20 protein-coding genes and 1 pseudogene are annotated in these 23,143 nt (G+C 68.6%); 11 read left to right on the forward strand and 10 right to left on the reverse strand.

Annotated elements, in window-relative coordinates:
- Positions 1 to 319: 319 nt before the first annotated feature.
- Both ACWDEX_RS23440 and ACWDEX_RS23445 read right to left on the reverse strand, forming a co-directional pair.
- Positions 320 to 1,519, reverse strand: a pseudogene (locus tag ACWDEX_RS23440) (glycoside hydrolase family 10 protein); the annotation flags it as partial.
- Between the two features lie 178 nt (positions 1,520 to 1,697).
- Entirely contained in the window at positions 1,698 to 2,354 is a 657-nt protein-coding gene (locus ACWDEX_RS23445; protein WP_450465780.1) for a class I SAM-dependent methyltransferase, read from the reverse strand.
- Positions 2,355 to 2,633: 279 nt separating this feature from the next.
- Here ACWDEX_RS23445 and ACWDEX_RS23450 point away from each other — a divergent pair, with 279 nt between their 5' ends.
- The 5 genes from ACWDEX_RS23450 to ACWDEX_RS23470 all read left to right on the forward strand — a co-directional run bounded on the left by ACWDEX_RS23450 (position 2,634) and on the right by ACWDEX_RS23470 (position 8,019).
- Complete coding sequence (locus ACWDEX_RS23450) at positions 2,634 to 2,924, forward strand: heavy-metal-associated domain-containing protein (RefSeq protein WP_450465781.1); 291 nt, start codon at positions 2,634 to 2,636, stop codon at positions 2,922 to 2,924.
- A gap of 115 nt (positions 2,925 to 3,039) precedes the next feature.
- Positions 3,040 to 5,313 carry a heavy metal translocating P-type ATPase gene (locus ACWDEX_RS23455; RefSeq protein ID WP_450465782.1) on the forward strand — a complete coding sequence of 758 codons (2,274 nt, stop codon included), beginning with the start codon at positions 3,040 to 3,042 and terminating at the stop codon, positions 5,311 to 5,313.
- Positions 5,314 to 5,645: 332 nt separating this feature from the next.
- Complete coding sequence (locus ACWDEX_RS23460; RefSeq protein ID WP_450465783.1) at positions 5,646 to 5,915, forward strand: hypothetical protein; 270 nt, start codon at positions 5,646 to 5,648, stop codon at positions 5,913 to 5,915.
- Between the two features lie 234 nt (positions 5,916 to 6,149).
- Positions 6,150 to 7,424, forward strand: coding sequence for an APC family permease (locus ACWDEX_RS23465; RefSeq protein WP_450465784.1), 1,275 nt, complete (start codon positions 6,150 to 6,152; stop codon positions 7,422 to 7,424).
- 211 nt (positions 7,425 to 7,635) lie between these two features.
- Positions 7,636 to 8,019: a DUF6223 family protein gene (locus ACWDEX_RS23470; RefSeq protein ID WP_450465785.1), complete on the forward strand. Its 384-nt coding sequence runs from the start codon at positions 7,636 to 7,638 to the stop codon at positions 8,017 to 8,019.
- A 182-nt stretch (positions 8,020 to 8,201) separates the two neighbouring features.
- On the opposite strand, the gene ACWDEX_RS23475 is transcribed toward ACWDEX_RS23470, so the two are convergent.
- Positions 8,202 to 9,446, reverse strand: coding sequence for an MFS transporter (locus ACWDEX_RS23475; RefSeq protein WP_450465786.1), 1,245 nt, complete (start codon positions 9,444 to 9,446; stop codon positions 8,202 to 8,204).
- A gap of 134 nt (positions 9,447 to 9,580) precedes the next feature.
- Here ACWDEX_RS23475 and ACWDEX_RS23480 point away from each other — a divergent pair, with 134 nt between their 5' ends.
- Positions 9,581 to 10,516, forward strand: coding sequence for a LysR family transcriptional regulator (locus tag ACWDEX_RS23480; protein ID WP_450465787.1), 936 nt, complete (start codon positions 9,581 to 9,583; stop codon positions 10,514 to 10,516).
- Between the two features lie 61 nt (positions 10,517 to 10,577).
- Here the strand turns inward: ACWDEX_RS23480 and ACWDEX_RS23485 are convergent, their stop codons facing one another.
- On the reverse strand, positions 10,578 to 11,849 hold the full coding sequence (locus tag ACWDEX_RS23485) for a glycoside hydrolase family 3 N-terminal domain-containing protein (RefSeq protein WP_450465789.1): 1,272 nt from the start codon (positions 11,847 to 11,849) through the stop codon (positions 10,578 to 10,580).
- Positions 11,850 to 12,053: 204 nt separating this feature from the next.
- Positions 12,054 to 12,617: a helix-turn-helix domain-containing protein gene (locus ACWDEX_RS23490; protein WP_450465791.1), complete on the reverse strand. Its 564-nt coding sequence runs from the start codon at positions 12,615 to 12,617 to the stop codon at positions 12,054 to 12,056.
- Between the two features lie 387 nt (positions 12,618 to 13,004).
- Between ACWDEX_RS23490 and ACWDEX_RS23495 the strand changes: the two genes are divergently transcribed.
- Together ACWDEX_RS23495 and ACWDEX_RS23500 are read left to right on the forward strand one after the other, a co-directional pair.
- Positions 13,005 to 13,565, forward strand: a complete 561-nt coding sequence (locus ACWDEX_RS23495; protein ID WP_450465793.1) for a cysteine hydrolase family protein — start codon at positions 13,005 to 13,007, stop codon at positions 13,563 to 13,565.
- Between the two features lie 331 nt (positions 13,566 to 13,896).
- Complete coding sequence (locus ACWDEX_RS23500; protein WP_450465794.1) at positions 13,897 to 14,631, forward strand: hypothetical protein; 735 nt, start codon at positions 13,897 to 13,899, stop codon at positions 14,629 to 14,631.
- Positions 14,632 to 14,810: 179 nt separating this feature from the next.
- On the opposite strand, the gene ACWDEX_RS23505 is transcribed toward ACWDEX_RS23500, so the two are convergent.
- A complete protein-coding gene (locus ACWDEX_RS23505) occupies positions 14,811 to 15,254 on the reverse strand; it encodes a hypothetical protein (protein WP_450465795.1) in 444 nt (147 codons plus the stop codon).
- A 95-nt stretch (positions 15,255 to 15,349) separates the two neighbouring features.
- A complete protein-coding gene (locus ACWDEX_RS23510; RefSeq protein ID WP_450465796.1) occupies positions 15,350 to 16,009 on the reverse strand; it encodes a TMEM175 family protein in 660 nt (219 codons plus the stop codon).
- Between the two features lie 504 nt (positions 16,010 to 16,513).
- On the opposite strand from ACWDEX_RS23510, the gene ACWDEX_RS23515 reads away from it, so the two are divergent.
- The gene (locus ACWDEX_RS23515; protein WP_450465797.1) at positions 16,514 to 17,323 is read left to right on the forward strand and encodes a helix-turn-helix transcriptional regulator; all 810 of its coding nucleotides are present in this window, start codon (positions 16,514 to 16,516) and stop codon (positions 17,321 to 17,323) included.
- Between the two features lie 227 nt (positions 17,324 to 17,550).
- Positions 17,551 to 18,582 carry an AraC family transcriptional regulator gene (locus tag ACWDEX_RS23520; RefSeq protein ID WP_450465798.1) on the forward strand — a complete coding sequence of 344 codons (1,032 nt, stop codon included), beginning with the start codon at positions 17,551 to 17,553 and terminating at the stop codon, positions 18,580 to 18,582.
- A gap of 61 nt (positions 18,583 to 18,643) precedes the next feature.
- Here the strand turns inward: ACWDEX_RS23520 and ACWDEX_RS23525 are convergent, their stop codons facing one another.
- Complete coding sequence (locus tag ACWDEX_RS23525; protein ID WP_450465799.1) at positions 18,644 to 19,618, reverse strand: alpha/beta hydrolase; 975 nt, start codon at positions 19,616 to 19,618, stop codon at positions 18,644 to 18,646.
- Between the two features lie 416 nt (positions 19,619 to 20,034).
- On the opposite strand from ACWDEX_RS23525, the gene ACWDEX_RS23530 reads away from it, so the two are divergent.
- On the forward strand, positions 20,035 to 21,285 hold the full coding sequence (locus tag ACWDEX_RS23530; RefSeq protein WP_450465800.1) for a PucR family transcriptional regulator: 1,251 nt from the start codon (positions 20,035 to 20,037) through the stop codon (positions 21,283 to 21,285).
- Positions 21,286 to 21,396: 111 nt separating this feature from the next.
- Here the strand turns inward: ACWDEX_RS23530 and ACWDEX_RS23535 are convergent, their stop codons facing one another.
- Positions 21,397 to 22,116, reverse strand: coding sequence for an alpha/beta fold hydrolase (locus ACWDEX_RS23535; RefSeq protein ID WP_450465802.1), 720 nt, complete (start codon positions 22,114 to 22,116; stop codon positions 21,397 to 21,399).
- Between the two features lie 21 nt (positions 22,117 to 22,137).
- Entirely contained in the window at positions 22,138 to 23,109 is a 972-nt protein-coding gene (locus ACWDEX_RS23540) for an alpha/beta hydrolase (protein WP_450465804.1), read from the reverse strand.
- Positions 23,110 to 23,143: the final 34 nt, after the last annotated feature.

Here is a 23,143-nt window from a genome sequence, read left to right on the forward strand (position 1 = left end):
GTCAGCGGCGAGGCAACCGAACGGTTATAGGCGAGCTCTCGCGGTTGGCACGGTCCACCGACGTGACCGTGTAGGTCGCGCTTTCCGCGGCTGCCGGAGCGGTCCACTGGGCGTGGCGGGTACCCGGCAGCAATGCCACGAGGCCGTTGTCAGCGGCGGTGTGCCGGCGCAGCGCGTACAGCGCGGGGACGTGGTTGCCGCGGGAGCGCACCTCGATCCGGATCGCGCCGTCGGCGGTCCTGGTTGCCGACGCGAGCGGGGGCAGTGGTGCGGGCCCGTGGGCCAGCCTCGGCAGGACCGGTGGCAGCGCGGGCCGCTGCCAGTGATCGGCGGTCAGCCGGCTGATCGCGCCGATGGGGTCGGCGGTCACGTCCGTGGCGCTGAACAGGATCTCGCCGTTGATCTCCGGCAGTCCTTTGTCCGTCGTCAGGTGCCGGGAGAGCTCGGCCGGCTCCTGCCAGGCGGCCGGTTGGGCGGGGTCACCGACCTTGTACACGGCCTGGCCGATCCACAGTTGCACATCGGTACCACGGACCGCCTGCGCCCACCACGGCGCGAGGACGGCGTAGTCGGCCACCGGGAGACCGATGTTCCAGTAAAGCTGCGGGGCGATGTAGTCCAACCAACCGTTGCGTACCCAGCCCAGGCTGTCGGCGTTGAGCGCGTCGTAGGACTGAGTGCCGCCCGTGGCCGAGCCCCGTGGGTCGCTCGAGGCGTTGCGCCAGATACCGAAGGGGCTGATGCCGAACGCCGCTTCGGGCCGGACTTCGCGTACCCGGTCGCACACCTCCTGTACCAGCAGGTCCACGTTGTGCCGACGCCAGGCGGCCCGGTCGGTGAAGCCCGCGCCGTACTCGGCGAAGGCGTCGTCGTCGGGGAAGTCCCGGCCGCCCGCCGGGTAGGGGTAGAAGTAGTCGTCGAAGTGGACGCCGTCGATCTCGTAGCGTTCCACCGCGTCCATGATGGCGTTCTCGACGAAGGCGCGGGCGGCCGGGATACCGGGGTTGTAGTACAGCTGGCCGCCATAGGAGACGACCCATTCCGGGTGCAGCCGTGCCGGATGGTCCGGCACGAGCTTGGTGACGTCGGGCTGCAACGAGACGCGGTACGGATTGAACCACGCGTGCAGGGCCAGCCCGCGGTCGTGCGCGGCCTTGACCATGAAGTCCAGCGGGTCGTAGCCGGGATCCTGACCCTGAGTGCCGGTCAGGTACTGCGACCACGGCTCGTAGCTCGACGGCCAGAACGCATCGGCGGCCGGGCGGACTTGCGCGAATATCGTGTTGAGCCCTATCGATCTGGCATGGTCGAGCAGCGCGATGAACTCCGCCTGCTGTACGTCGGGACTCAGCCCGGGTCTTGAGGGCCAGTCGATGTTGGCGACGGTGGCGATCCACTCGCCACGCAGCTCGCGGTCGCGGTACTCGGTCGCGGTGCCGTCGGCGGCGGCCGCAGCAGCAGGGATTGACGACCCCGTGGCGGCCAGGCCGGCCATCAGCCCTGCGGCCCGCAGCAGCATGCGACGCGTGGGGCGCCGTGCGGCCGAGCCGTGGTTCGCAGTATCGGTCACGCGGACTCCTCGGGAGAGACGGGAGCAGCTTGATCGGCTCACCGTTCCCAGCACGCTGTGCTCAGTCAACGAGCGGGGTGAAATAGTTATCAAACCGCTAGCGTGGACCTGGAGTTGAGCCTCATGGTCAGGGCCGGGTGGCGGCGCCGATGATGTGCGGGAAGGGCGGGACGAGTCCGATGGGCGAGAACCGGAAGCGGTCGACGGCGTCCACGGTGAATCCGGCGGCGCGGATGGCCGCCTCGGTGTTCCGGTTGAGGTGGCAACCGCCGCCGATCTTGCGCCACAGCGGGGTGACGGCGTCTTGCAGCAGGGCGCCGAGCCGGTGCGGAGAGCGTACGTGTTCGTAGAAACGAATCTGGCCGCCCGGCCGCAGTACGCGTGCCGCCTCGGACAGGGCGGCGGCCGGGTCGCCCACGCTGCACAGCACGAGCGAGAAGACCACGGCGTCGAACTCCCCTTGTCCGCCCGGGAGCTCTCCCGCGTGGCCGGTGCTGAGCGTGATGGACGTAGGGGCACCGGCGGCTGCCCGCTCGGCGACGGCGCGGAGGGTGTTGTCGGGCTCGAGCGCGACGACTTCGGTGACGGTGGCCGGGTAGTGGGGGAAGTTGCGACCCTGTCCGGCGCCGACTTCGAGAACCCGTCCGGCCAGGCCGGCCAGGAGCCGACGCCGGTGCGTGGTGCCGCCGCGGCGGTCCGACTCGGCGGCGATTTTGAGGTACTGGCGGGCGAAGCGGGGATGCTGCAAGTTCTGCGGTCCGGTTGTGGTGGCTTCTTTGTCCACGGGACTCCTTGAATCTCTGGTCCACCAGGAACCTCTGGTCGACGAGTGGAGCGGTGCCGCGACTGTCGGGTGGCCGTCGGCCCGTGACCACCGGCGCCTGCCGGTGTTCCGCTACTAAGTACGTTAGTGAAAGCGACACGGTACGGGCATTCCGTGTGGGCAGCGTTACAGAGAGAAAGATACCCCTCGGGGGTATAATTCCCGTAGTCGGGACGCGTCGGGGAATCCCCGGTCAGCCTCAGAACCGACCCACACATACATAACCCGGAGGAAGAAGCCATGACCGAACAGACGAGCTCCAGCTCCTGCTGCGGCGGTTCCTGCAGCTCGGGCGCCACGATCGATGTTCAGGGCATCGGCGTCACCACCGTGTACAAGGTGTCGGGCATGACCTGTGGCCACTGCGAAGGCTCGGTCTCGAAGGAGATATCCGCCCTGGATGGCGTCACCTCCGTCATAGCCGTCGCCAAGACCGGTGAGGTCACCGTCACCTCCACCGCCCCGCTCACCGAGCAGGCGGTGCGTGCCGCCGTCGACGAGGCCGGCTACGAACTCGTCGGCCAGGCCTGACCGCTCCTCCCGGGGCTCGCCGGCCCGACCATCAGGCAATTCGCCTCACCACGCCGGGGCGTACAGCTCTGCCGATACGGACGCCGTACGCCCCGGTCTCCTTCAGGAGATACGCATGACCAGCACGACCCCCGAGACGACGCTCAACAGCAAGGCCCCTGCCTCCGACGTCGAGCTCTCCATCGGCGGGATGACCTGCGCCTCCTGCGCGGCCCGCATCGAGAAGAAGCTCAACCGTATGGACGGCGTCACCGCCACGGTCAACTTCGCCACCGAAAAGGCGAAGGTCACCTACGGACCGGACGTCGAGGTCGCCGACCTCATCGCCACCGTAGTGAAGACCGGCTACACCGCCGAGGAACCGCCACCTCCCACTCCCCCGGCCGGTGACACAGCCGAGGCCACCTCGGCAGCGGATGACGAACTGCTCTCCCTTCGCCAGCGCCTGCTCGTCTCGCTCGTCCTGGCCGTGCCCGTCATCCTGATGGCGATGGTTCCGGCCCTCCAGTTCGACAACTGGCAGTGGCTGTCACTCACTCTGGCCGCCCCCGTCGTCGTCTGGGGTGCCCTTCCCTTCCACAGCGCCGCGTTCACCAATGCCCGACACGGCGCGGCGACCATGGACACCCTGGTCTCCATCGGCACGCTCGCCGCCTTGGGCTGGTCGCTTTGGGCCCTGTTCTTCGGCCATGCCGGCATGCCGGGCATGCGGCACGGCTTCGACCTCACCGTCTCCCGCACCGACGGCTCCTCCTCCATCTACCTGGAGGCCGCAGCCGGTGTCACCGCGTTCATCCTCGCCGGGCGCTATCTGGAAGCGAAGTCCAAGCGCAAGGCCGGCGCGGCTCTGCGGGCGCTGCTTGAGCTCGGTGCCAAGGATGTCTCTGTGCTGCGCGGCGGGACGGAGGTACGGATGCCCGTCGCGCAGTTGGTGGTCGGTGACCGATTCGTCGTACGGCCCGGCGAGAAGATCGCAACCGACGGGAGGGTCGTCGAGGGTGTCTCGGCCGTGGACGCGTCCATGCTGACCGGCGAGTCCGTACCCGTCGACGTGGCCGTCGGCGACGCGGTCACCGGTGCCACGGTCAACGCCGGGGGTCGGCTCGTCGTGGAGGCGACCCGCATCGGCGCGGACACTCAGCTCGCACGGATGGCCAGGCTGGTCGAGGACGCACAGAACGGCAAGGCCGAGGTACAGCGCCTCGCGGACCGGATCTCGTCGGTCTTCGTGCCAGCGGTCATCCTCATTGCCCTGGGCACCCTGCTGACCTGGCTGTTCGCCACCGGCGACACGACGGCCGCATTCACGGCAGCCGTCGCGGTTCTCATCGTCGCCTGTCCGTGCGCGCTGGGTCTGGCCACGCCGACCGCGCTGATGGTCGGCACCGGTCGCGGCGCCCAGCTCGGCATCCTGATCAAGGGCCCGGAGGTACTGGAGTCCACGCGGCGGGTCGACACCATCGTCCTGGACAAGACCGGAACCGTGACCACCGGCCGGATGACCCTCCAGGACGTGTACGTCGCCAAGGGCATGGCGGAAGACGAACTCGTGCGGATCGCGGGCGCGTTGGAGCACGCCTCTGAGCACCCCATCGCGCAGGCGATCGCCGCCGGGGCGATCGAGCGGATCGGTGGCCCGCTGCCGGTACCCGAGAGCTTCGAGAACGTCGCCGGACTCGGCGTCCAAGGCGTCGTCGACGGACACGCGGTGCTCGTCGGACGCGAGAAGCTCCTGAAGGAGTGGGCGATCGAGCTGCCCCACGAGCTGGTTGAGGCCAAGGAGGCCGCGGAGGCCGAGGGTCGCACGGCGGTGGCCGTCGCCTGGGACGGCCACGCGCGCGGCGTCCTCACGGTCGCCGACGCGGTCAAGGAGACCAGCGCCGAGGCCGTCGCCGAGCTGCGTCGACTCGGGCTGCGGCCCGTCCTACTGACCGGCGACAACCAGCTCGTCGCCGAGTCCGTGGCTCGGACGGTGGGGATCGACGAGGTGATCGCCGAGGTCATGCCCCAGGACAAGGTGGCCGTCGTCAAGCGACTGCAGAAGGAAGGCCGTACGGTCGCGATGGTCGGCGACGGCGTCAACGACGCGGCCGCTCTGGCCACTGCCGATCTGGGCCTGGCGATGGGCACCGGCACGGACGCGGCGATCGAGGCGGGCGACCTGACCCTCGTACGAGGCGATCTGCGCGTGGCGACGGACGCGATACGTCTGTCCCGCAGGACGCTGGCCACCATCAAGGGCAACCTGTTCTGGGCGTTCGGCTACAACGTCGCCGCCCTGCCCCTGGCTGCCTTCGGCATGCTCAACCCGATGATCGCGGGCGCGGCGATGGCGTTCTCCTCGGTATTCGTCGTGACCAACAGTCTTCGACTGCGGTCCTTCAAGTAACCACGCAGAGCAACGAATTCATGGGAGGCACCCGGCCGAGCCGGGTGCCTCCCATGGTCTGTCAGCCAAGCCGCGCAGTGTGTGTCCGGGAAGCGCCCCGGCTCGGCGTTGTTGTCGGGGGCAGTGCGAGTCCGGCAGGAGTCAGGGCACGCAGGGCACCAGCAGAGGTAGCAGCGGAGCCGCGACGGTCGCCATGACGATGCCCAGCCACGTCGCGCGGTGCGGCCGGGGCTGCGGGGTGAGGACGCGCCGCACCCGGATGAGGGCGCCCGAACCGCCGGCCCCCCAGGGCCGCCTTCGGGGCCCGCCCGGCCGCGACTTCGTACATCGCAGTGGCCAGGACCTCCCGGGAGCAGGCGCAGCCAGGAGCCGACCGAGGCACGCTCTTTCTGTCACCCACGGTGCGCGACGCCCTGGCCTGTGTGCCGGGTTCGAAGGCGCCCCACCTGTCCGCTTCGTTCGAGTCGTCGGTCCGGGGCCTGTACTCCACCGGGTCACTCGCCGCCCCGATGCTCGGCCCGATGATGCGGTTCGTGGCAGGAACGGAGTTCGCCGTGGCGCACATCGCCCAGCAGGTGGCAGATAATTCCGCAGCCCGCTGATGCAACCTGGACTCACATCGGCGGCAACAGCCGCCATCGCAGATTCGGTTGCGGATATGTTGCTCGACTTCCGGCGGGTACCGGCCGACCGAAAAAGCCGTGGACCTCGTTGCCTCCGAACACTTGATGCCGGACGCTCTACATCCGTGCCGGGCCCGTCGCATCGATATCGTATTCCGATGTCGGGAGCCACAGGGGTGGCTCTGGGCTTCGATCACCCTCAGGGAGCGTGCGATGAGCGGACCGTCGGAGGCGTCCGGCGTCCCTGGTGAGCTGGAGCGGCGACTGGGCGTGCCGGATGCCGTGGTGATCGGCCTTGGGTCGATGATCGGTGCGGGGATCTTCGCCGCGCTCGCTCCCGCCGCGCACGCAGCCGGCTCCGGGCTTCTGCTCGGTCTCGCGGTGGCCGCCGTGGTGGCGTACTGCAATGCGACGTCCTCGGCGCGGCTCGCGGCCCGCTATCCGGCCTCCGGAGGCACCTACGTCTACGGCCGCGAACGACTCGGTGAGTTCTGGGGCTACCTCGCGGGCTGGAGCTTCGTGGTGGGAAAGACCGCCTCGTGCGCGGCTATGGCGCTCACCGTCGGGGCGTACGTCTGGCCCGGTCAGGCGCACGCGGTGGCGGTGGCGGCCGTAGTGGCGCTGACCGCGGTGAACTACGCCGGAGTTCGGAAGGCGGCTTGGCTGACCCGCGTGATCGTCGCCGTGGTGCTTGCCGTGCTCGCCGCGGTGGTCGTCGCCTCGCTGACCTCCCCCGCGGCGGACGCGACCCGGCTGGACGTCGGTACGGACGCCTCGTTCAGTGGGGTACTGCAGGCCGGCGGCCTGCTGTTCTTCGCGTTCGCCGGATACGCGCGCATCGCCACCCTGGGTGAGGAAGTGCGCGACCCCGCACGCACCATTCCGCGGGCCATTCCGCTGGCACTGGGGATCACCCTGGTCGTGTACACGGTGGTGGCGGTCTCCGCGTTGATGGTGCTGGGCCCGCAGCGGCTGGCCGACGCCACCGCGCCACTGACCGACGCGGTGCGGGCTGCGGGGGCGGGCCGGCTGGCGCCCGTCGTACGGGTCGGGGCGGCCGTGGCCGCGCTCGGCTCCCTGCTCGCTCTGATCCTGGGGGTCTCCCGCACAACGCTGGCCATGGCCCGTGACCGGCACCTGCCGCACACGCTGTCCGCCGTCCACCCCCGCTTCAAGGTTCCCCACCGCGCGGAACTCCTGGTCGGCGCGGTCGTGGCGGTGCTGGCGGCGACGGTGGACGTGCGCGGCGCGATCGGCTTCTCGTCCTTCGGGGTACTGGTCTACTACGCCGTCGCCAACGCCTCGGCCTGGACACTGACACCGCAGGAGAACCGCCCACCACGCGTCGTACCCGCCGTCGGCCTGACCGGCTGCCTGCTGCTGGCCTTCACCTTGCCCGTGGCGTCCGTGGCGTGGGGAGCAGCAGTACTGGTGCTGGGGGCTGCCGCCTACGGGGTGCGCCACGCGATAACCGCACGCACCTCGTAGAGGGAGGTGCAACGCTCGGGCGGCAGCAGCGCGTATCCCACTCCATCGGTCGCCTACCGCACACGCGGTACTTGTGCGGCTCCTGCAGCGTCCGCGGTAGTCGGATGCCGCATCGGCGGCAATGCGGATTTCCTGCATGCGGTGGACGACCAGCCGTACGTCCGGCGGACATGATCAGGTCGTCCAGTCGCAGCAGGAGAAGGAGCACTTCATGTCAGTCCGATTGGTGCTTGCCACCCCGGCGGTCGCGCACGCGTCGGTCCAGCCGATCGCCGCCAGTGTCTACACCATGAGTTCTGGACGACTGGGTGCCATCGTCGCCGCGCTGATGGGTCTGACCAGCGTGGTCGTCGGCGGTCTGGCTCTGGCCCGCTTCGCCGGTCGTATCAGCACCGGCAACGTGCGCAGCAGGGCCATCATGGCCCTGACGGTGGGGCTGATCGGCATGGTTCTCGGTGCGCTGGTCATAGCCACCGCCGACGGTGGTCTCGGCACCGGCAACGGGCTCGGCGGGGCCATCGTGGCCCTGGTGGTGGGACTGATCGGCATCAGCCTCGGTGGGCTGGCTCTGGCACGCTCCCGCCGCACCGGCTGACCTCACGATCCCCGCAGCGGCCGTGAACGACTGGCTGAGACCCGAATCCATGTCGGACGGGACCACGGTCACGTCGAAGCTGATCCGAGCGTAAGTGGCCAGAGGGGGCTTTCGGGCGTTCGGCCGCCGCCTGTTCTACGGACGTGGCGGCTACAGTCCGGTGCTGGTGATCCCACACCTCGTCAGGCGCGGCTCGGTGCCGACTCCGGCTCGTCGAGGGGTGCCGCGGCGCGTCGGGGAAGGAGCAGCGGGGACGCCAACAGGAGTACGCCGGCCAGGCCGATGGCCGTGCGCGGGCCGAGCAGGCTGCCCAGCACGCCCCATGCGGCCGTCAGGAGCGCGGTCGAGGCCTTGGTCGTCACCGACCAGGCGGTCAGCGTGCGGGTGACCCGATCGGTCGCGGTGCGCTCGAGGCGGTAGGTGGTGTAGACGGGGTTGAAGACCCCGCAGCAGAAGATGAGCCCGAGTTCGACGCTCATGACCAGCAGCAAGCCTCCGGTACCCGGTCCCAGGAAGGCCAGGCCGATGGGCCAGACCGCGCGCAGCGCCCCGGTCGCGATCAGGATCTGGTGTTGCCCGAACCGGGTGACGAGCGGTCGGGCCAGCCGCGAACCGAGCAGCCCGCCGATCGAGGGCGCGGCGAAGGCAAGGCTGTACTGCCACGGTGCGAACCCGAGTGGGCCGAGCATCAGGACGGCCATCAGCGGCTGGGCGGCCATCACCAGGCCGTTGAACAAGGCGGTGTTGAAGAGCAGCGGGCGCAGCGATACGTCGGCGAGGATGTACCGCCAACCGTCGAGCAGGTCCCCGACCCGCATGCGCGCCGTCTTCCGGCGCTCGGGCCGCGGCTCCTGGCCGCCCGTCGCGCGGATGCCCAGGGCGGAGAGCAGGTAGCTGACCGCGTCGGCCACCACCGTCGCCACCGGACCGAGGAGCCCGATCGCGGCGCCGCCCAGCGGCGGTCCGATGATCGTGGTCGTCCAGGTCGTGGACTCCAACCGGGCGTTGGCGACGAGCAGGTCCTCGGCCGGCAGCAGCGCCTTCAGGTACGCGCCCGAGGCGGCGCGGAAGGCGATGTCGGACGCCGCGACGACGACCGAGACCAGTAGGAGCTGGGCGAAGGTGAGCACGCCGAGCGCGAACGCGGCGGGGATCGTCAGCAGCGCCGCGAAGCGCGCCAGGTCCATCCCGATCAGCACCTGTCGCTTGCGGCGGAACTCCACCCACGGTCCGAGCGGCACCGCCACGGCCGCGCCCACCGCCGCCCCCACGGAGGACAACGCCGCGACCTCCGCCGGCCCGGCGTGCAGCACCCGGATCGCGATCAGCGGGAACGCGCCGAAGGCCAGCCACGTGCCGAGCGCGCTGGTCCCGTACGCTCCCCAGAGCCACCCGAACCGCCGCCCCAACCGGTGCCCGTTCCTCATGTCCGACTCCCCTCGCCACACACCCGCACAACCAATCCGCGTACGGAGGCATCAAAGCGAGCATCACGACAAGGGATCAAACAACCAAAGGGCCGCCCGACCACAACCAACGGTTGTACCCGTAGGGTGCCCGCATGGACCTCGACACCGTTCAGACCTTCGTCACCGCCGCCGACGCGGGGCAGTTCCAGGAGGCCGCCGCCGAGCTGGCGGTCACCCAGCAGGCCGTCTCCAAACGCATCGCCGCGCTGGAGCGCAACCTCGGTGTGCGGCTGTTCACCCGCACGCCGCGCGGCGCCGAGCTCACCATCGACGGGCAGGCGTTCCTGCCCCACGCGCGCGAGCTGCTGCGCGTCGCCGACCGTGCCGTCGCGTCCGTGCGCACCGGCAGCCGTCCACTGCGCGTAGATGTGATCAACTTGCGCGGCGCGGCGTCGGGCCTGATGCGCGGCTTCCACCGCGCACACCCCGAGATCGACCTCGACGTGGTAAAGCTGTTCGACGTCGACACGGCCGTCGCCGCCATCCGGTCCGGGACGATCGACGCGTCATTCCGCGCCGTCGCCATGCCCGGCCGGCCCCTTCCCGAGGACATCGAGTCGGTCCGCATACTCGACGAGCCGCTCCAGCTCCTCACCGGCCCCGCCCACGCGCTTGCGTCCGCCCGGTCGGTGACCGTCGCCCAGCTCGCCGGACACCGGATCTGGATGCCCGGCATCGTCCCCGGAACCGAGTGGGCCGCCTACTACGACGACCTCGTCGCCGAGTTCGGGCTCATCATCGAGGCGACCGGCCCCAACTTCGGCTCCGACACGCTTCTCGACACCGTCGCCGACACTCCGGCCCTGGCCACCTTCATGAGCGAGCAGACCCGCCTGGTCTGGCCCGCCGGCCATGGTCTGCGCCGTATCCCGGTGACCGACCCGACACCCGTATACCCGCACTCGCTCCTCTGGCACCGCGACAACCCCCACCCCGCGCTGGCCACCCTCCGCGCCCACCTCGCCGCCACAGCGGCCGGCCACGACGCCACCGGGACCTGGGTGCCGGACTGGGTGATCCCGCGCTGAACGCCGCCGCCTCGGCGGGCCGGACCGATGGGAGGAGCCGACTTCTCGCTGCCGTTCGCGCTCAGGAGCAGAGACTCACGTGCCGGACGGCCAGGACGTGCCCCGCCGCGTCGATGAGACGGCTGCGGGCGAGGTGTCCGCCGGCCACCGCGCTGGTGATCGCCGAGGCGATCGAGGACGTTTTGGAGCTGACGTTGCCACCAAGGTCGAACATGACCATGTCGGCACCGGAGCGCAGGGCCTGGACGGCGGCGGCGGGGACGCCGAAGCCGGCGGCGGAGATCGCCTTGGCGCTGAGCGAGTCGGTGACCACCAGCCCCTTGAAGCCCAGTTTGCCGCGCAACTCGTAGCTGATGACGGTGGGTGACAGGCTCGCCGGATTGGTGCCCAGGCCCGGCACGATGTTGTTGGAGACCATGATGGCCGGGGCACCGGCCTTGATGGCCGCTGTGAACGGCGGGATGCCCACCTTCTTCAGGGTGGACCAGGGCAGGGTGCGGGCGGGGCCGAAGTCGGAGTTGTAGCTGGAGCCGCCGAGGCCGGGGAAGTGCTTGACGACAGGTATCACGTGTCCGGCGCGCAACCCGTTCAAGTACGCGACACCGTCCTTGGAGACCACCGAGGTGCTGCCGCTGAAGGACCGCCATCCGTCGGGGTTGGTCCGACCGGGGGCCATGTTCCTGCCGTCGACGTCGACCACCGGCGCAAGGTCCGTGTTCACCTGGGCAGCCGCCATCTTGGTGGCGACCTTCGTGACGCTCTGCTGGATCTGAGCCGGGCTCCAGTGCTTACCCATGTATGCGGGCCAGGGCAGGGACCCGGCGAGGTTCGCCATGCGCTGGATGCCGCCGCCCTCCTCGTCGGTCATCACCAACAGGCCCAGGTGGTCGGGTACATGGGACTTCAGGGCGGTCAGCCGGGAGCCGAGGTCGGACGGCGCCTTACTGCCGAACAGCAGCACACCGCCCGCACCGGCGCTCACCTCGGAGGTGACGTCGGACACCGAGGTCTCCGACACGGGGACGGCGATGGTCAGCATGGCCAGCCGGCGGTTCGACCACCCGGCCAGCTTCGTGCTGTTGGTGCACGCGGTGGCGGCGGTGAGGTTCCTCGCGACGAGCGAAGGGGCCTGGGAAAGCGCGGCGGTCGGGGCGAGGGACACGCCGGGCCCACCGGAGTGCGGGGCCGCCGTGGGAGTTTCCGTGCCACAGCCCGCCAGGAGCACCACCGCCGCGGCGGCAGCGGTACTCAGTCCGCGTGCGGTCGTGGCCCGGCAAGGGTGCCGCAGCGGTGCGGTCGCGCTTCTGCGGTCAGAGAACGACGGGACATTCATCGCCCCGCCTCCTTTCGGAAGACGCGACGGTACACGTCGCGCAGAGGGCCGTATCAGCGTGAAGTGGGCTTCACGAAACGTGAGATGCGCACCAGCCCGCATTTGTTCGCCGGCCCGTGGTAGGAGTACCAGGATCGCGCGTCTCGGAGTCGGCCGGAAGCCAGCCGACGTGATTGTCGGACGCTCAGGACTTGCCATTGCCCGTCATCCCCGGACGATCGCGCTACCAGAGCTACGCGGGTGCAGCACGTTGTCGTGGGGGGTGGCGGCCCGGGGTCCGCTTCTCCGATCCGCCCGGCGTCCGCCTGCGACGGGATCGTGTACACGTCCGACGGAAGCCGGTGCGCGTCCGATGAGGTCCCGGGCGGTGCGGGCGAGATGGGCCTGGTCGGCGAAGCCCGCCAAGGCCGCGGCCGCGGCCACCGATTCCCTGGGCAGGTCGGCGATGGCGGCGCGCAGCCGTGCCCATTGCCGCAGCCGTACCAACGGGACTCCCACGGAGGCACGGACGAGGGCACGCATCCGGGGCGGCGAGAGACCGACGCCAGCGGCGATGGAGCCGACGTCGGCGCGGGGATCGGCACGTGTGCTCTCACACAATGCGTGGGCCACTCTTGGGTCGAGGGCGCGCCCGGCTCCGATGAGGGCGGTGAGTTCGGCCTTGACGGCGGACAGGTCGGACGCGCTGCCGGTGTCAGGGACGCCGGTGTGCCCCAGAGCGGCGAGTATGCGCCCTGCCGCGGCTTCGTCGAGGCGCGTCAGCCCCATGCCCTCCGGGCCGTGAACGCGTGCGGTGCTGTGTCACGCGGCGGTCAGGGCCGCCGGACCTGGCCGTCTATCGGTAACACGACCTTCCAGACCGGGTGGCGGTGGTGGGTGACGCTGAACGCGCCGGTCTCGGCGAACGCATTGTGGGCTGGTGATACAGCGCCATGAACTGCCCGGTACGGTAAGCGAGTTCATCCGTCGGTCGCTGCACGACTCGTCGCGTGGCCGCGGCCGACCGGATGACCGGGTGGTCCTGAACCGGAGCGTGTGCGAGTTCCGGGCCGGTGTGGTCTGGCGGACGTGCCCGAGCGGCACGATCTCGCAGGATCCGACCATGGAGAGCCCGGCCCGAGTCAACGCAGAACCGACTTCGTTCCTGGAGACGACATGAGCAGCGCCCTTCTCGTGATGGACGTCCAACAGGCCATCGTGGACATCGTCGACGACGACTCCGGATACCTGCCACGCCTGCGCAGGGCGATCGACGGGGCCCGGGCGGCGAACATGCCCGTGATCTACGTGGTCATCGCGTTCCGTCCCGGCTTCCCGGAGGTCGGCACGCGCAACAGGGCTCTCAATGCCATCGCGCAGGCCGGCCTCTATGTCGAGGGCGCCCCGGGCACCGAGATCCACCCTGAGGTCGCGCCCCGGCCGGGCGACGTGGTGGTCACCAAGAGAAGGGCGAGTGCGTTCTCGGGCAGCGATCTCGACATGGTGCTGAGGGCACGCGGTATCGACAGCCTCGTACTCACCGGCATCGCCACCAGCGCTGTGGTGCTGTCCACCCTGTGCCAGGCGAACGACCTGGACTTCGGCCTCACCGTCCTCTCCGACGGCTGTCTGGACATCGACCCCGAGGTGCACCGGGTCCTCATTGGGCGACTGTTCCCGCAGTGGGCGGATGTCGTCACCATCGACGACTGGCTCAAGACGATCGCACCTCAGTAAGCGGCAGACCAACTGGACGACAACGTGGGCGGTTCGGCTCTGGCCTACCTGCCTGCTTCACGGGGTGGCCGGCCTGGACGTCGGAGGGATGCGCACGCAGCGGTCGGCCACCCACACCTGGCCTTCGCCTTATATTGGCCTGGCAAACGTCGGTGCGTACCAGGGGGATTGGGCGCTCTTGCGATCAGGTAGAACGCATCGAGCCGTCGTAGCCGCATTGCTCTGCGCCGTTGCCGTGCTGTTCCTCGGCGCGTGCGGAACACAGGCGGCCGGTCAGGGGGACGAGAGGTCGGCCTCGCCGGCGACGACCGAGCCCATCCCGTGGACCACGATGCAACCTTCCGCGGTCACCGGAGTCCACCTCAGCGGCGACCGCCGCACGCTGCTCCTCGACACGCAGGTGCCCAGTGGCGTGCACGCGTGTGTGCGCGAGCTCAAGGCAGTGCTCACCGACCCGATGACGGACCTCGTGCGGGTGCAGGTCACCTTCACCTCGCCGTCCGGGGACAGGGCTTCCGGGTGCACCAAGGAGAGCACGGCCACGGCAAAGGTCAGGCTGCCCGAACCGCTGGGCGACCGGGACGTGATCGTCGACAACTACACGCGCTTCACCGCCGATGGTGCCAAGCTGCCCGCGCTGCGGTTGTGCGGCGAGCTGGGCTGCACACCGCCGGCCACCGGCTGCACCACCGCCTCCTATGAACAGGCGTTGATGGCAGCCGGCGCGCCCGCGCACACGTACCGGAACTCGGAGAAGTGCGACGGGAAGTGGCTGGTGCTGGACTTCTCCTGGCGCACGGGACCGGCCTGCGGCGGCTCGACGGACCCTGCCTGCTCGTCCCGGCTGGGCGACCGCTGGTTCTTCCAGGCGAAGAAGTCGGGCTGGAAGCCGATCTTCCGGACCTCCACCGGAGGCTGCCGTGACGTGCAGAGCAAGGAGCCTGCCTTCCCGACCTCGCTGTGCGCGTCGCTGGCTCCGCTGTCCCCCTCGCTGGCCCCGAGTTATCCTCCGCCGTCCGCATCTCCGACGCCCGGCGTGCATTTCACTGCGACTCCGACCCCATGACCACAAGCCGCTGCGGCCTCTTCTGGGCTGTCTGATGCTGATGGGGTGTCATCTCACCCCTCAGCCGCATGACGGATCGCGCCCACGGGCACGAGAACTGCGGCCAGTGCCATGACAACACCGGCTCGTGGAGTCAACCGGACGGCGAGCGTGATACGTCCACCGGTTGTCCCCCACGATTACTCGGACTTGTCGAGTTCGTCGGCGAAGGCGCGCAGGGCGTCGGCAAGCTCCTTCTTGGTGGGCAGTTGGTCGATCTTCTTGTCGAGTTGCGCGATGCGTCGGTTGAGCTCGGTCAGATCGGGCTCGGAGCTGGGCGAAGACGTGGGCACAGTGGAGGTGGGGATGGGCGGGTATTCGACGTCGGACGTCGGTGACGGGCCACTGCTGCTGTCGCCGCCACCACTGGTGCCGCCATCGGTACTGGCGCCGGTTTCCTCACCCGGCGGCATGACGGTCTCCGAAGAAGCCGGGACGGGGGTGTCGTCGTCCGAGCCGGCCGCGAGGGCGACCCCGAAACTCAGCGCCACCAGAACAGCCGCCCCTGCGACGGCTGTCGTGACGCGTCGAACGTACCGGGTGCGCAGTGTGGATGAGTTGTGAGTGTCCTGTGAGTCCTCCATGGGGGTGACGCTACCCGTGTGTACTCATGGACGGACTGATTCCGCTGATCCCGGTCGGCGGGCGACGAGTGTCTCACTGCTCTGGCAGTGCTGTGTCAAGAGGAGCCGTCCCGCCCGACGGGCAGGCCTTCGCTGGTGACGAAGTAGAAGACCGGAAGGAGGACGAACACCGCGATCGCCAGCAATGGTGCGACGAACACCCCGAGAAGCCCGGCGACGGTGTAGGCGAGGGCGCCGGCCCACGAGCGAAGCCGTCCGTGCCGTACGTACGTGGCCTCCGTGTCGGGGTCCAGCAGCTCGGGTCGCCGGGCGATCTGTCGGTAGAAGGCCACCCAGCTCAGGCACATCGCTGCGGCAAGACCTGCGTAGAGAGCAACGGCCACTCGCGCGTCGGAGTCCATGAGGTCGGCCTGCAGTGCGTCCGCGACCACCGCCGTCGGGAAGGACAGCGCCGCCGTGGTGAGCAGGAGGAACAGGTTGGCGGCATGTAGTCCGCGATCCATGGCCCTGATGCGGACGAAGGCCTGGTGGTGGTTGAGCCAGATCACCGCGACATAGCCGAAGGACGCCAGGTAGCCGAGGTAGGCAGGCCACTGAGCCAGCAAAGCCCGGCCAAGGCCGCCCGGCTTGTGCGGCGGATCAGCGAGATTGAGAACCAGAAGCGTGACGGCAATGGCGAACACCCCGTCACTGAAGGCCTCAGCCCGTGTGGTCTCGGAACGAGAGAACTTGCGAGGGGGGCGGGTACGGGACAAGCCGGCTCCTGAAGTACTTGATTCATGTCACATTTGGGCGGTTTCCGTCGCGGCGCACCCTCAAGGGCTCCGAGCTGCACCAGTTGCCGCTTGTAGCGGTGACGGGTCACAAGTATCGGTGCAGTCTCCTTCTCCACGTCCGCCGTGAGGAGTGCTGTGCGCTCACGGACCAGAAGAGGGCACGGGCGGAGGAGTCAGCCCCTCTCGTTCACTCACCCGTGGCGAAGCCCGGCATGTCAGTCACTCCCTGCCGCACCTCTACAGACTGACGAATTTTTTGTCAGCGCATCCCTACAGAGAGCGGTGGCGCCGACATGCCCCGGCGCCGGAGAATGCCTTACACGGGAGCCGATCATGTCATCCACTCAAACTGAGGTTCGGCAACCGGAGCGGCGACGAGTGACGGCATGAACCTGATCACGTGGGCACCTCATCAATACGTAAGACCCTGCAGCAAAAGGAAAGCGACGGGAAACCAGCATGACCCGGTCGACAGCGTCACCCATGCCGAAAACTTCGGAACAGAACACAAAAGCCCCCGTTGCAGGCAACAACTCAGACGCTTTCATACGCCTGCCCTGGTCCACTGGAAGAGATGACGACCACCTGTACCTGGGCATCAACGTTTCCGACAGTACAGCGCTCCTGCACCCGAACTCGGCCCATCACATGGAACCAGGCGATATCGTCGTCGCCGCCACCTTTCAGCCTCACGCCGGCCAGTCGAAGGAACTCGCTTTCTTCCGGGTGCCGTTCTCCATGGTCCGCGCGTCGCGAGAGAGCCTGCGCGGCGCTTCCGTAATCCACGTCAGCGGCAAGAGCGGCCTGCCGGCACTGGTCTCCCAGTTCCTGGTCGCCCTGGTCAAGACGTCCGGGTCCCAGCGCTCGACAGTCAGTAGACGACTTGCCTTGAACACCGCCGATCTCGTCGCGTTGCTCATTGACGAGGTCTTCGAACACAACAAGCCGGATTCCACTCGGCCGCATCGTGACATGCTGGACCGGATCCAGGCGTACATCGAGGAGAATCTGGCGGACTCCGACATGTCACCGGAGTCGATCGCCCGAGCTCATCACATCTCGGTCCGTTACCTGCACAAAATCTTCCAGGCCGACAGCACCACGGTGGGAGCGTGGATAAGACAGCGCAGGCTCGATGCCTGCCGCCGGGACCTGCGCCGACGGCGCCGCACTGTGGCCGCCGTAGCCCAGAACTGGGGATTCACCAGCCCCTCCCACTTCAGCCGACTCTTCCGGCAGACCTACGGCCTCTCGCCCAAGGAATGGCAGGCTTCAGCACACTTCGACTCGTGAACTCGGAGCCCCTGCTGGAATACGGACTGCACTGAACCGAGAGCCGACCCTGCTCGTCACCGCCAAGGCCGATGTCCTGCGCGACGGGCGATGTCCGCGCCGACAAGCTCCGTCACGCGGTGTCCCTCCTGGCCGGGCAACCGCTGTGTGACTGGTGACACGGCAGGTCGCAGGACGACACGACCGAGCGACGTGAACTCCCCGCCTGGACTTCGCCAAAGTCGGCGATGCTCACCGATGCGGCAGAATGCCTGAGGGTAGTTTTCCTAGGAGGCTGTGTGCTGCTGCTCGATCTCAACACTGTGGCGCCGCGTGAGCGCGTGGAGGCGTTCCATCACGCGTTGACGGATTCGTTGGTGCCCAACGACGTTGCCCACGAGGAGCCTGAGACCGGAATTCACGCACGCATGGAACTATGGCGCGTTGGCGGACTCGACCTCTTCGCCACCCGGAATTCTGGCTTTGAAGTGCGACGGACAGCACGACACGTACGCCACCACAGGAGCCGCCCGATAGTCTCCGTCTCGCTCCAGCCCATGGGTGTCCACCGAGCCGAAGTCTCAGGTCGGCGGGAGTTTCTGGGCTCCGATGACATCTGCGTCTTCCATGAGTTGTCGCCCCGCGTGTACGGCTGGTCCGGCGACGGGGCATCCCAGTCCATCATGTTCGACATGCACCGCCTCGGCGTGCCGGTGGACGCGGTGGTGAGAGCATCCCTGCAGTTGCGCGCCAGTCCGCTCTATGACCTGGTTCTGCAGCATCTACGGGGAGTGTGGCGTGATCCCGGAGGCCTGGAGACTGATCCCGGCGCGGAGGCCCTGGCGTCTGCCACGACGGACCTGGTACGCGCTCTGCTCCTCTCGGCCGCGCACGCCGAACAGACCGCTGAGGTCAGGTCGACGATGGACGACACCCTGCTCACGCGGATCATGGCCTACGCGCGGCGCCACCTCGCGGACCGTGACCTGACACCGGAGCGAATAGCAGCGGAGCACGCTGTGTCGGTTCGTCGGCTCTACTCTCTGCTCAGCGGGGCGGGGATCAGTCTGGAGCAGTGGCTCATCACGGAGCGGCTCGGGAAAGCGCGTCGGATGCTGGCCTCCGCGCGTTATGACCGCTTGACCATCGCTGCGGTCTCCGCTCGGTGCGGGTTCAGCAGCCCGAGTCACTTCAGCCGCCGTTTTCAAACAGCCTTTGGAGTGTCCCCGAGCGAGTGGCGGCGGCTTCGTGATGCCGTCACCGTGGACGGGCCCGAGTGACCTGCTGGGACCGCACCGGCAAGTCCTGCCTGGGGAGGGCTACCACAGGCGCCGAGCAGCCCTATCCCACATGCAAGGCGGTGTGCAGAGTATCCGTCACCTGAATACGTGCCGCCTTGGACGCCTCCGTGCCACGGAGCGGATCGAACAGGATGAATCCGTGGATCGTGCCGTGATAACGGATCGACACGACCGGGACGTCCGCTTCCCTCAAATGCGCTGCGTAGGCCTCACCCTCGTCACGAAGTACGTCGGCCTCGGCGGTGATGAGGAGCGTGGGCGGTAGACCCAGGAGACAGCGGGTGGGCGCACGCAAGGGTGAGACGGTGCTTCGTGCGCGGTCCCGCGGGTCCGGAGCGTACTGATGCCAGTAGTCGTGCATGGCGGCGCGGCTCAGAAAGTACCCTTCCGCGAACTGGCGATAGGAATGAGTGTCCATCGCCGCGTCGGTCACCGGGCAGACCAGCACTTGGTGGCGGAAGTGCGGGCCGCGGCGCTTCCGCGCCATGAGGGTGAGCGCGGCCGCGTGCTGGGCGCCTGCGCTGGCACCGACAACCGCGATCCTGGTCCCGTCCATTCCGCATCCCGCGCCATGCCGGGCGATCCACTGGGCTATGGCGTATGCCCGCTCGACGGCCTCCGGGTGGCGTGCGTTCTTGGGTGCGTCGTACTCAGGGACCACGACGGCCGCATCCGCTCCGAGGGCCAGATCCACCACCAGTTGCCGATGTGCGTAGGCGTCGGTCAGCATCCAGCCGAGCCCGTGCAGATAGAGCACTACCGGCAGCGGCTCCCGTGCACCCACGGGACGGAGAATCCTCACCCGGATGCGGTTCCCGCCGCTTCCCGGCAAAGCCAGCCACTCCTCCTCGACGTCCGGCTCATCGCGGCCGCCGCTCCAGAGAGCTGCCAACCGTGCCCTCCATGTGGCGCTGTCGGTGTGCGGAGAAGTGGGCCACTGACAGGACTCGATGAAGGCACGCGTCCGCCGCCCGAGGACGGGCGTCACCCACGGAACCTGAACGTCTTCTTGCATGAGCACTCCTACGCAGGGGCGATTCACGGGCTACCCGAAAGAGCGGCCGGTGCGCCCGCCGCCGACCAGACAGGCGCTCTGCGTCGGAAGTGACCTGCCGACGCGGATACGTACTGCACCTGACGCCCTGGTCAACGCATCGGTTCGAAGTCCAGGACGGCACAAGTGACACGACTGGGCAATGAGTCACGGGATCAGCCTGAGGCAGTTCCGCGACAGATGCTCGACGGCCTGGCATTCCCTGCGCACACAGGCAAGAGCCGTGCACTGTGGGGCATCGTGGCGGTGTCACGGTAGCTCGAGAACATGCGAGGTCGGAGCGATACGGGTTCGGGACCAGTGCGTGAGGAGCCAGCGCGGAATCCTGGCCCACCGGCTCTCGCGTCGCAGAGAGATGACCACGAATGAGGACTGCCATGACCGAACAGTTGCGGCGAGCCCCCGTCGGCAGTGCCGCGCTACAAGAACTGATCGAGGAACTCGCGGAGTCGCTCCGTCGTTCCGTGGCCCTGAACGACCCCCTGGTCAGGCTCGTCTGCTCGAGCCGGCACTTCGGTGACGCGGATCCGGCACGCATCCACAGCCTGCTGCAGGGACGAGGGAGCAGCGAGGTCATTCGTCACGTCCTCGATCAGGGCGTCGCTCAGTGGTCCAAGCCGGGTTTCCTCGAGGGCCGGGACGATCTCGGGTTGCTCCCTCGCTACTGCGTGCCGCTGCGGGAGCGCGGACATTTCCTCGGTGTGCTGATGGTTATCGCACCGGACACGTCGTTGGCCCCGGAGGAAACCGAGGTCATCGCCCGGGCAACGCCGGCTATCGCCGCCCAGATGTACGCCGATCATGTCCTGGCCGATGCCGAGAAGACCAGGGAGCAGAAGCTTCTTCTGTCACTGCTGGGCTCAAGCCCGGTCGTGCGCGCCGAGGCCCGAAAGCAGCTCCTGGACGGGGCGCTGCTCCCGGACGCCCCCCAGGCAGTGGTCAGCGTTGTGCAGGTGGCACGCTCCCAGGTGTCTCCCGGGCAGGTGGAGACCGCACTACGCGGGGCAGTGGAGGGATTTCGCCGTACCCGATCAGCGGTCGGCACCTTCGCGGTCACCTCGGACCGAGCCGTCCTGCTCCAGCTCGCCGACCGGCCGTTGAACCAGGAAGCGCTCCGGGAGCAATCCGCCGACATCATGCAAGCCCTCGGTACTCATCTGGACGCCTCAGCCGCTCCCGTCATCGGCATCGGTGGTCATCAGACCGGACTTGCCGACGCATGGACCTCGTACGAGCAGGCGCTCGTCGCGGTGCGCGCGGCACGCCGGATGCCCGAGCTGAAGGGCATCGGCTCCTGGGAGGAGCTCGGTGAATTGGCGGTGCTCCTGCAGTTGCCTGACCGTGCCTTGAACGAGTCGCTGCTCCCGAAGCCGCTGCGTGCCCTGCTGGCATCCAGTGGCAGACATCGCTTGGAGGCGACCTTGCGGTGCTTCCTCGAGCAAGCCGGTTCGATACCCAGGACTGCGGAAGCACTTCAGATCCACCGCACCTCGTTGTACTACCGGCTGCGTCAGATCCAGGAGATCACCGGGCTCGATCTGGACAGCGGCGCCGACCGCATCACCTTGCACCTGGGGCTGCGTATCCGCGAACTCCTCGTACCGCTCGGCGACAGCACCACCGTGTGAACGGGCTCCGCCCGCCCCAGCGTGCCGCCGGTTCGCACCGGCGGCACCCGCTGCGCGATCGAGGAAGCCTCCCACCTCCGGAGGGGTTCGTGTGGCGTTCCGTACCGCTCGTCAGCTCGTCGCGCGGACCGCTTCGCGAATCAGGTCCGCGACATCCTTGGGCTGGGAGACGGCGACGGCGTGCGACGCGCCCTCGATCTCTACGACGGTCGCTCCCGCGCGCTTGGCGGCGAAGCGCTGCACCTCCGGGTTGATGGCCTGGTCCGCGCCTGCCACCAGTGCCCAGGACGGCTTGGTCTTCCATGCGGCGGAGGTGGCCGTCGCTTCGAACACCGATGCAGCAAGCGGGCGTTGGGCTGTTGCGAGGACCTTCGTGACCTCCGCGGGCACGTCGGCGGCGAAGACCGACGGGAAGGCCTCCTCGGCGATGGTGACCTCGACTGCCGGGTCACCGTCCGCGACCGGGTACGTCCACTGCTTGAGGTTGCTCACCAGCGGCGAGGCGGGGAAGCGGCCCTGCAGCTCGCCGAGGCTCTCGCCCTCCTCGGGGACGTAGGCGGCCACGTAGACCAGCCCGACGACGTTGTCGGTCGTACCGGCCACGGTGATGAGCGCACCGCCGTAGGAGTGGCCGACCAGTACGACCGGACCGTCGATCTGGGAGGCGACGGAGGCGACGTACGCGGCGTCGGCCGCAAGGCCGCGTAGCGGGTTCGGCGGGGCGACCACGGGAATGCCTGCGCTCTGCAGTTCGCGGATGACCCCGGACCAACTGGCCGCGTCGGCGAACGCTCCGTGGACGAGAACGACCGTGGGTGTGGAGGTGGCCATGTGTGCGTTGTCTCCTCGGGTTCAGGCGGTGTGCAGGGCGGTGTGCAGGGTCCGGACGGCCAGGCTGATGGCGGCCTCGGCGGCGTGGGTCTCGCGCAGGGCATTGAGCATGACGAAGTCGTGGATGATGCCCTGGAAGCGCACGGCGGTGACCGGTACGCCGGCCTCCCGAAGCTTGTTGGCGTAGGCCTCGCCCTCGTCACGCAGCACGTCGGCCTCGGCCGTGATCACCAGGGCCGGAGGCAGGCCGCGCAACTGCTCGGTCGTGGCACGCAACGGGGACGCGGTGATCTGGGCGCGCTCGTTCTCGTCGGTCGTGTACTGGTCCCAGAACCACTGCATACCGTCCCGGCGCAGGAAGTAGCCGGTGGCGAACTGGTGGTAGGAGCCGTTGTCGAAGTTCGCGTCGGTGACCGGGTAGAACAGCACCTGCTGGAGCAGCGGGATGCCGCCACGTTCCTTGGCCATCAGAGTCAGGGCGGCCGTCATGTTGCCGCCGACGGAGTCCCCGGCCACCGCCAGCCGGGAGCCGTCGAGACCGTTGGAGGCTCCCTGCTCCACGATCCACTTCGCGACGGCGAAGTTCTGCTCGATGGCGACCGGGTAGCGGGCCTCGGGCGACAGGTCGTACTCGGGGAACACGACGGCGGCGTTCGCGCCGACGGCGAGTTCACGCACCAGGCGGTCGTGGGTGTGGGCGTTACCGAAGACCCAGCCCGCCCCATGGATGTAGAGGATCACCGGGAGGGGGCCCTCGGCGCCGGCGGGCTTGACGATGCGCGCCCGGACACCGCCCGTCGGACCACCCGGGACAGTGATCCACTCCTCGTCGATCACGGGCTTCTCGATCTCGCCGGACTGCACCTCGTCGACGGCCTTGCGCCCCTCCGCCGGGGCCAGGTCGAACAGGTACGGCGGATTGGCGGTCGCGTCCGCGAACGCGGCTGCCGCGGGCTCCAACACCGGCTTGACCGGCGCAAAGGCATCGGACATACGAATCTCCTGGAATTTCGTCGGGGAGCCGGTC

It is taken from the genome of Streptomyces sp. NPDC001020 (assembly GCF_053599115.1).

What these genes read in the sequence shown, in the direction of transcription:
- ACWDEX_RS23450 (WP_450465781.1), top strand. Translation starts at nt 2,634, where the DNA reads ATGACCGAACAGACGAGCTCCAGCTCCTGCTGCGGCGGTTCCTGCAGC.
- ACWDEX_RS23455 (WP_450465782.1), top strand. Translation starts at nt 3,040, where the DNA reads ATGACCAGCACGACCCCCGAGACGACGCTCAACAGCAAGGCCCCTGCC.
- ACWDEX_RS23465 (WP_450465784.1), top strand. Translation starts at nt 6,150, where the DNA reads ATGAGCGGACCGTCGGAGGCGTCCGGCGTCCCTGGTGAGCTGGAGCGG.
- ACWDEX_RS23470 (WP_450465785.1), top strand. Translation starts at nt 7,636, where the DNA reads ATGTCAGTCCGATTGGTGCTTGCCACCCCGGCGGTCGCGCACGCGTCG.
- ACWDEX_RS23475 (WP_450465786.1), bottom strand. Translation starts at nt 9,446, where the DNA reads ATGAGGAACGGGCACCGGTTGGGGCGGCGGTTCGGGTGGCTCTGGGGA.
- ACWDEX_RS23480 (WP_450465787.1), top strand. Translation starts at nt 9,581, where the DNA reads ATGGACCTCGACACCGTTCAGACCTTCGTCACCGCCGCCGACGCGGGG.
- ACWDEX_RS23485 (WP_450465789.1), bottom strand. Translation starts at nt 11,849, where the DNA reads ATGAATGTCCCGTCGTTCTCTGACCGCAGAAGCGCGACCGCACCGCTG.
- ACWDEX_RS23490 (WP_450465791.1), bottom strand. Translation starts at nt 12,617, where the DNA reads ATGGGGCTGACGCGCCTCGACGAAGCCGCGGCAGGGCGCATACTCGCC.
- ACWDEX_RS23495 (WP_450465793.1), top strand. Translation starts at nt 13,005, where the DNA reads ATGAGCAGCGCCCTTCTCGTGATGGACGTCCAACAGGCCATCGTGGAC.
- ACWDEX_RS23500 (WP_450465794.1), top strand. Translation starts at nt 13,897, where the DNA reads ATGCAACCTTCCGCGGTCACCGGAGTCCACCTCAGCGGCGACCGCCGC.
- ACWDEX_RS23505 (WP_450465795.1), bottom strand. Translation starts at nt 15,254, where the DNA reads ATGGAGGACTCACAGGACACTCACAACTCATCCACACTGCGCACCCGG.
- ACWDEX_RS23515 (WP_450465797.1), top strand. Translation starts at nt 16,514, where the DNA reads ATGCCGAAAACTTCGGAACAGAACACAAAAGCCCCCGTTGCAGGCAAC.
- ACWDEX_RS23520 (WP_450465798.1), top strand. Translation starts at nt 17,551, where the DNA reads ATGCTCACCGATGCGGCAGAATGCCTGAGGGTAGTTTTCCTAGGAGGC.
- ACWDEX_RS23525 (WP_450465799.1), bottom strand. Translation starts at nt 19,618, where the DNA reads ATGCAAGAAGACGTTCAGGTTCCGTGGGTGACGCCCGTCCTCGGGCGG.
- ACWDEX_RS23530 (WP_450465800.1), top strand. Translation starts at nt 20,035, where the DNA reads ATGACCGAACAGTTGCGGCGAGCCCCCGTCGGCAGTGCCGCGCTACAA.
- ACWDEX_RS23535 (WP_450465802.1), bottom strand. Translation starts at nt 22,116, where the DNA reads ATGGCCACCTCCACACCCACGGTCGTTCTCGTCCACGGAGCGTTCGCC.
- ACWDEX_RS23540 (WP_450465804.1), bottom strand. Translation starts at nt 23,109, where the DNA reads ATGTCCGATGCCTTTGCGCCGGTCAAGCCGGTGTTGGAGCCCGCGGCA.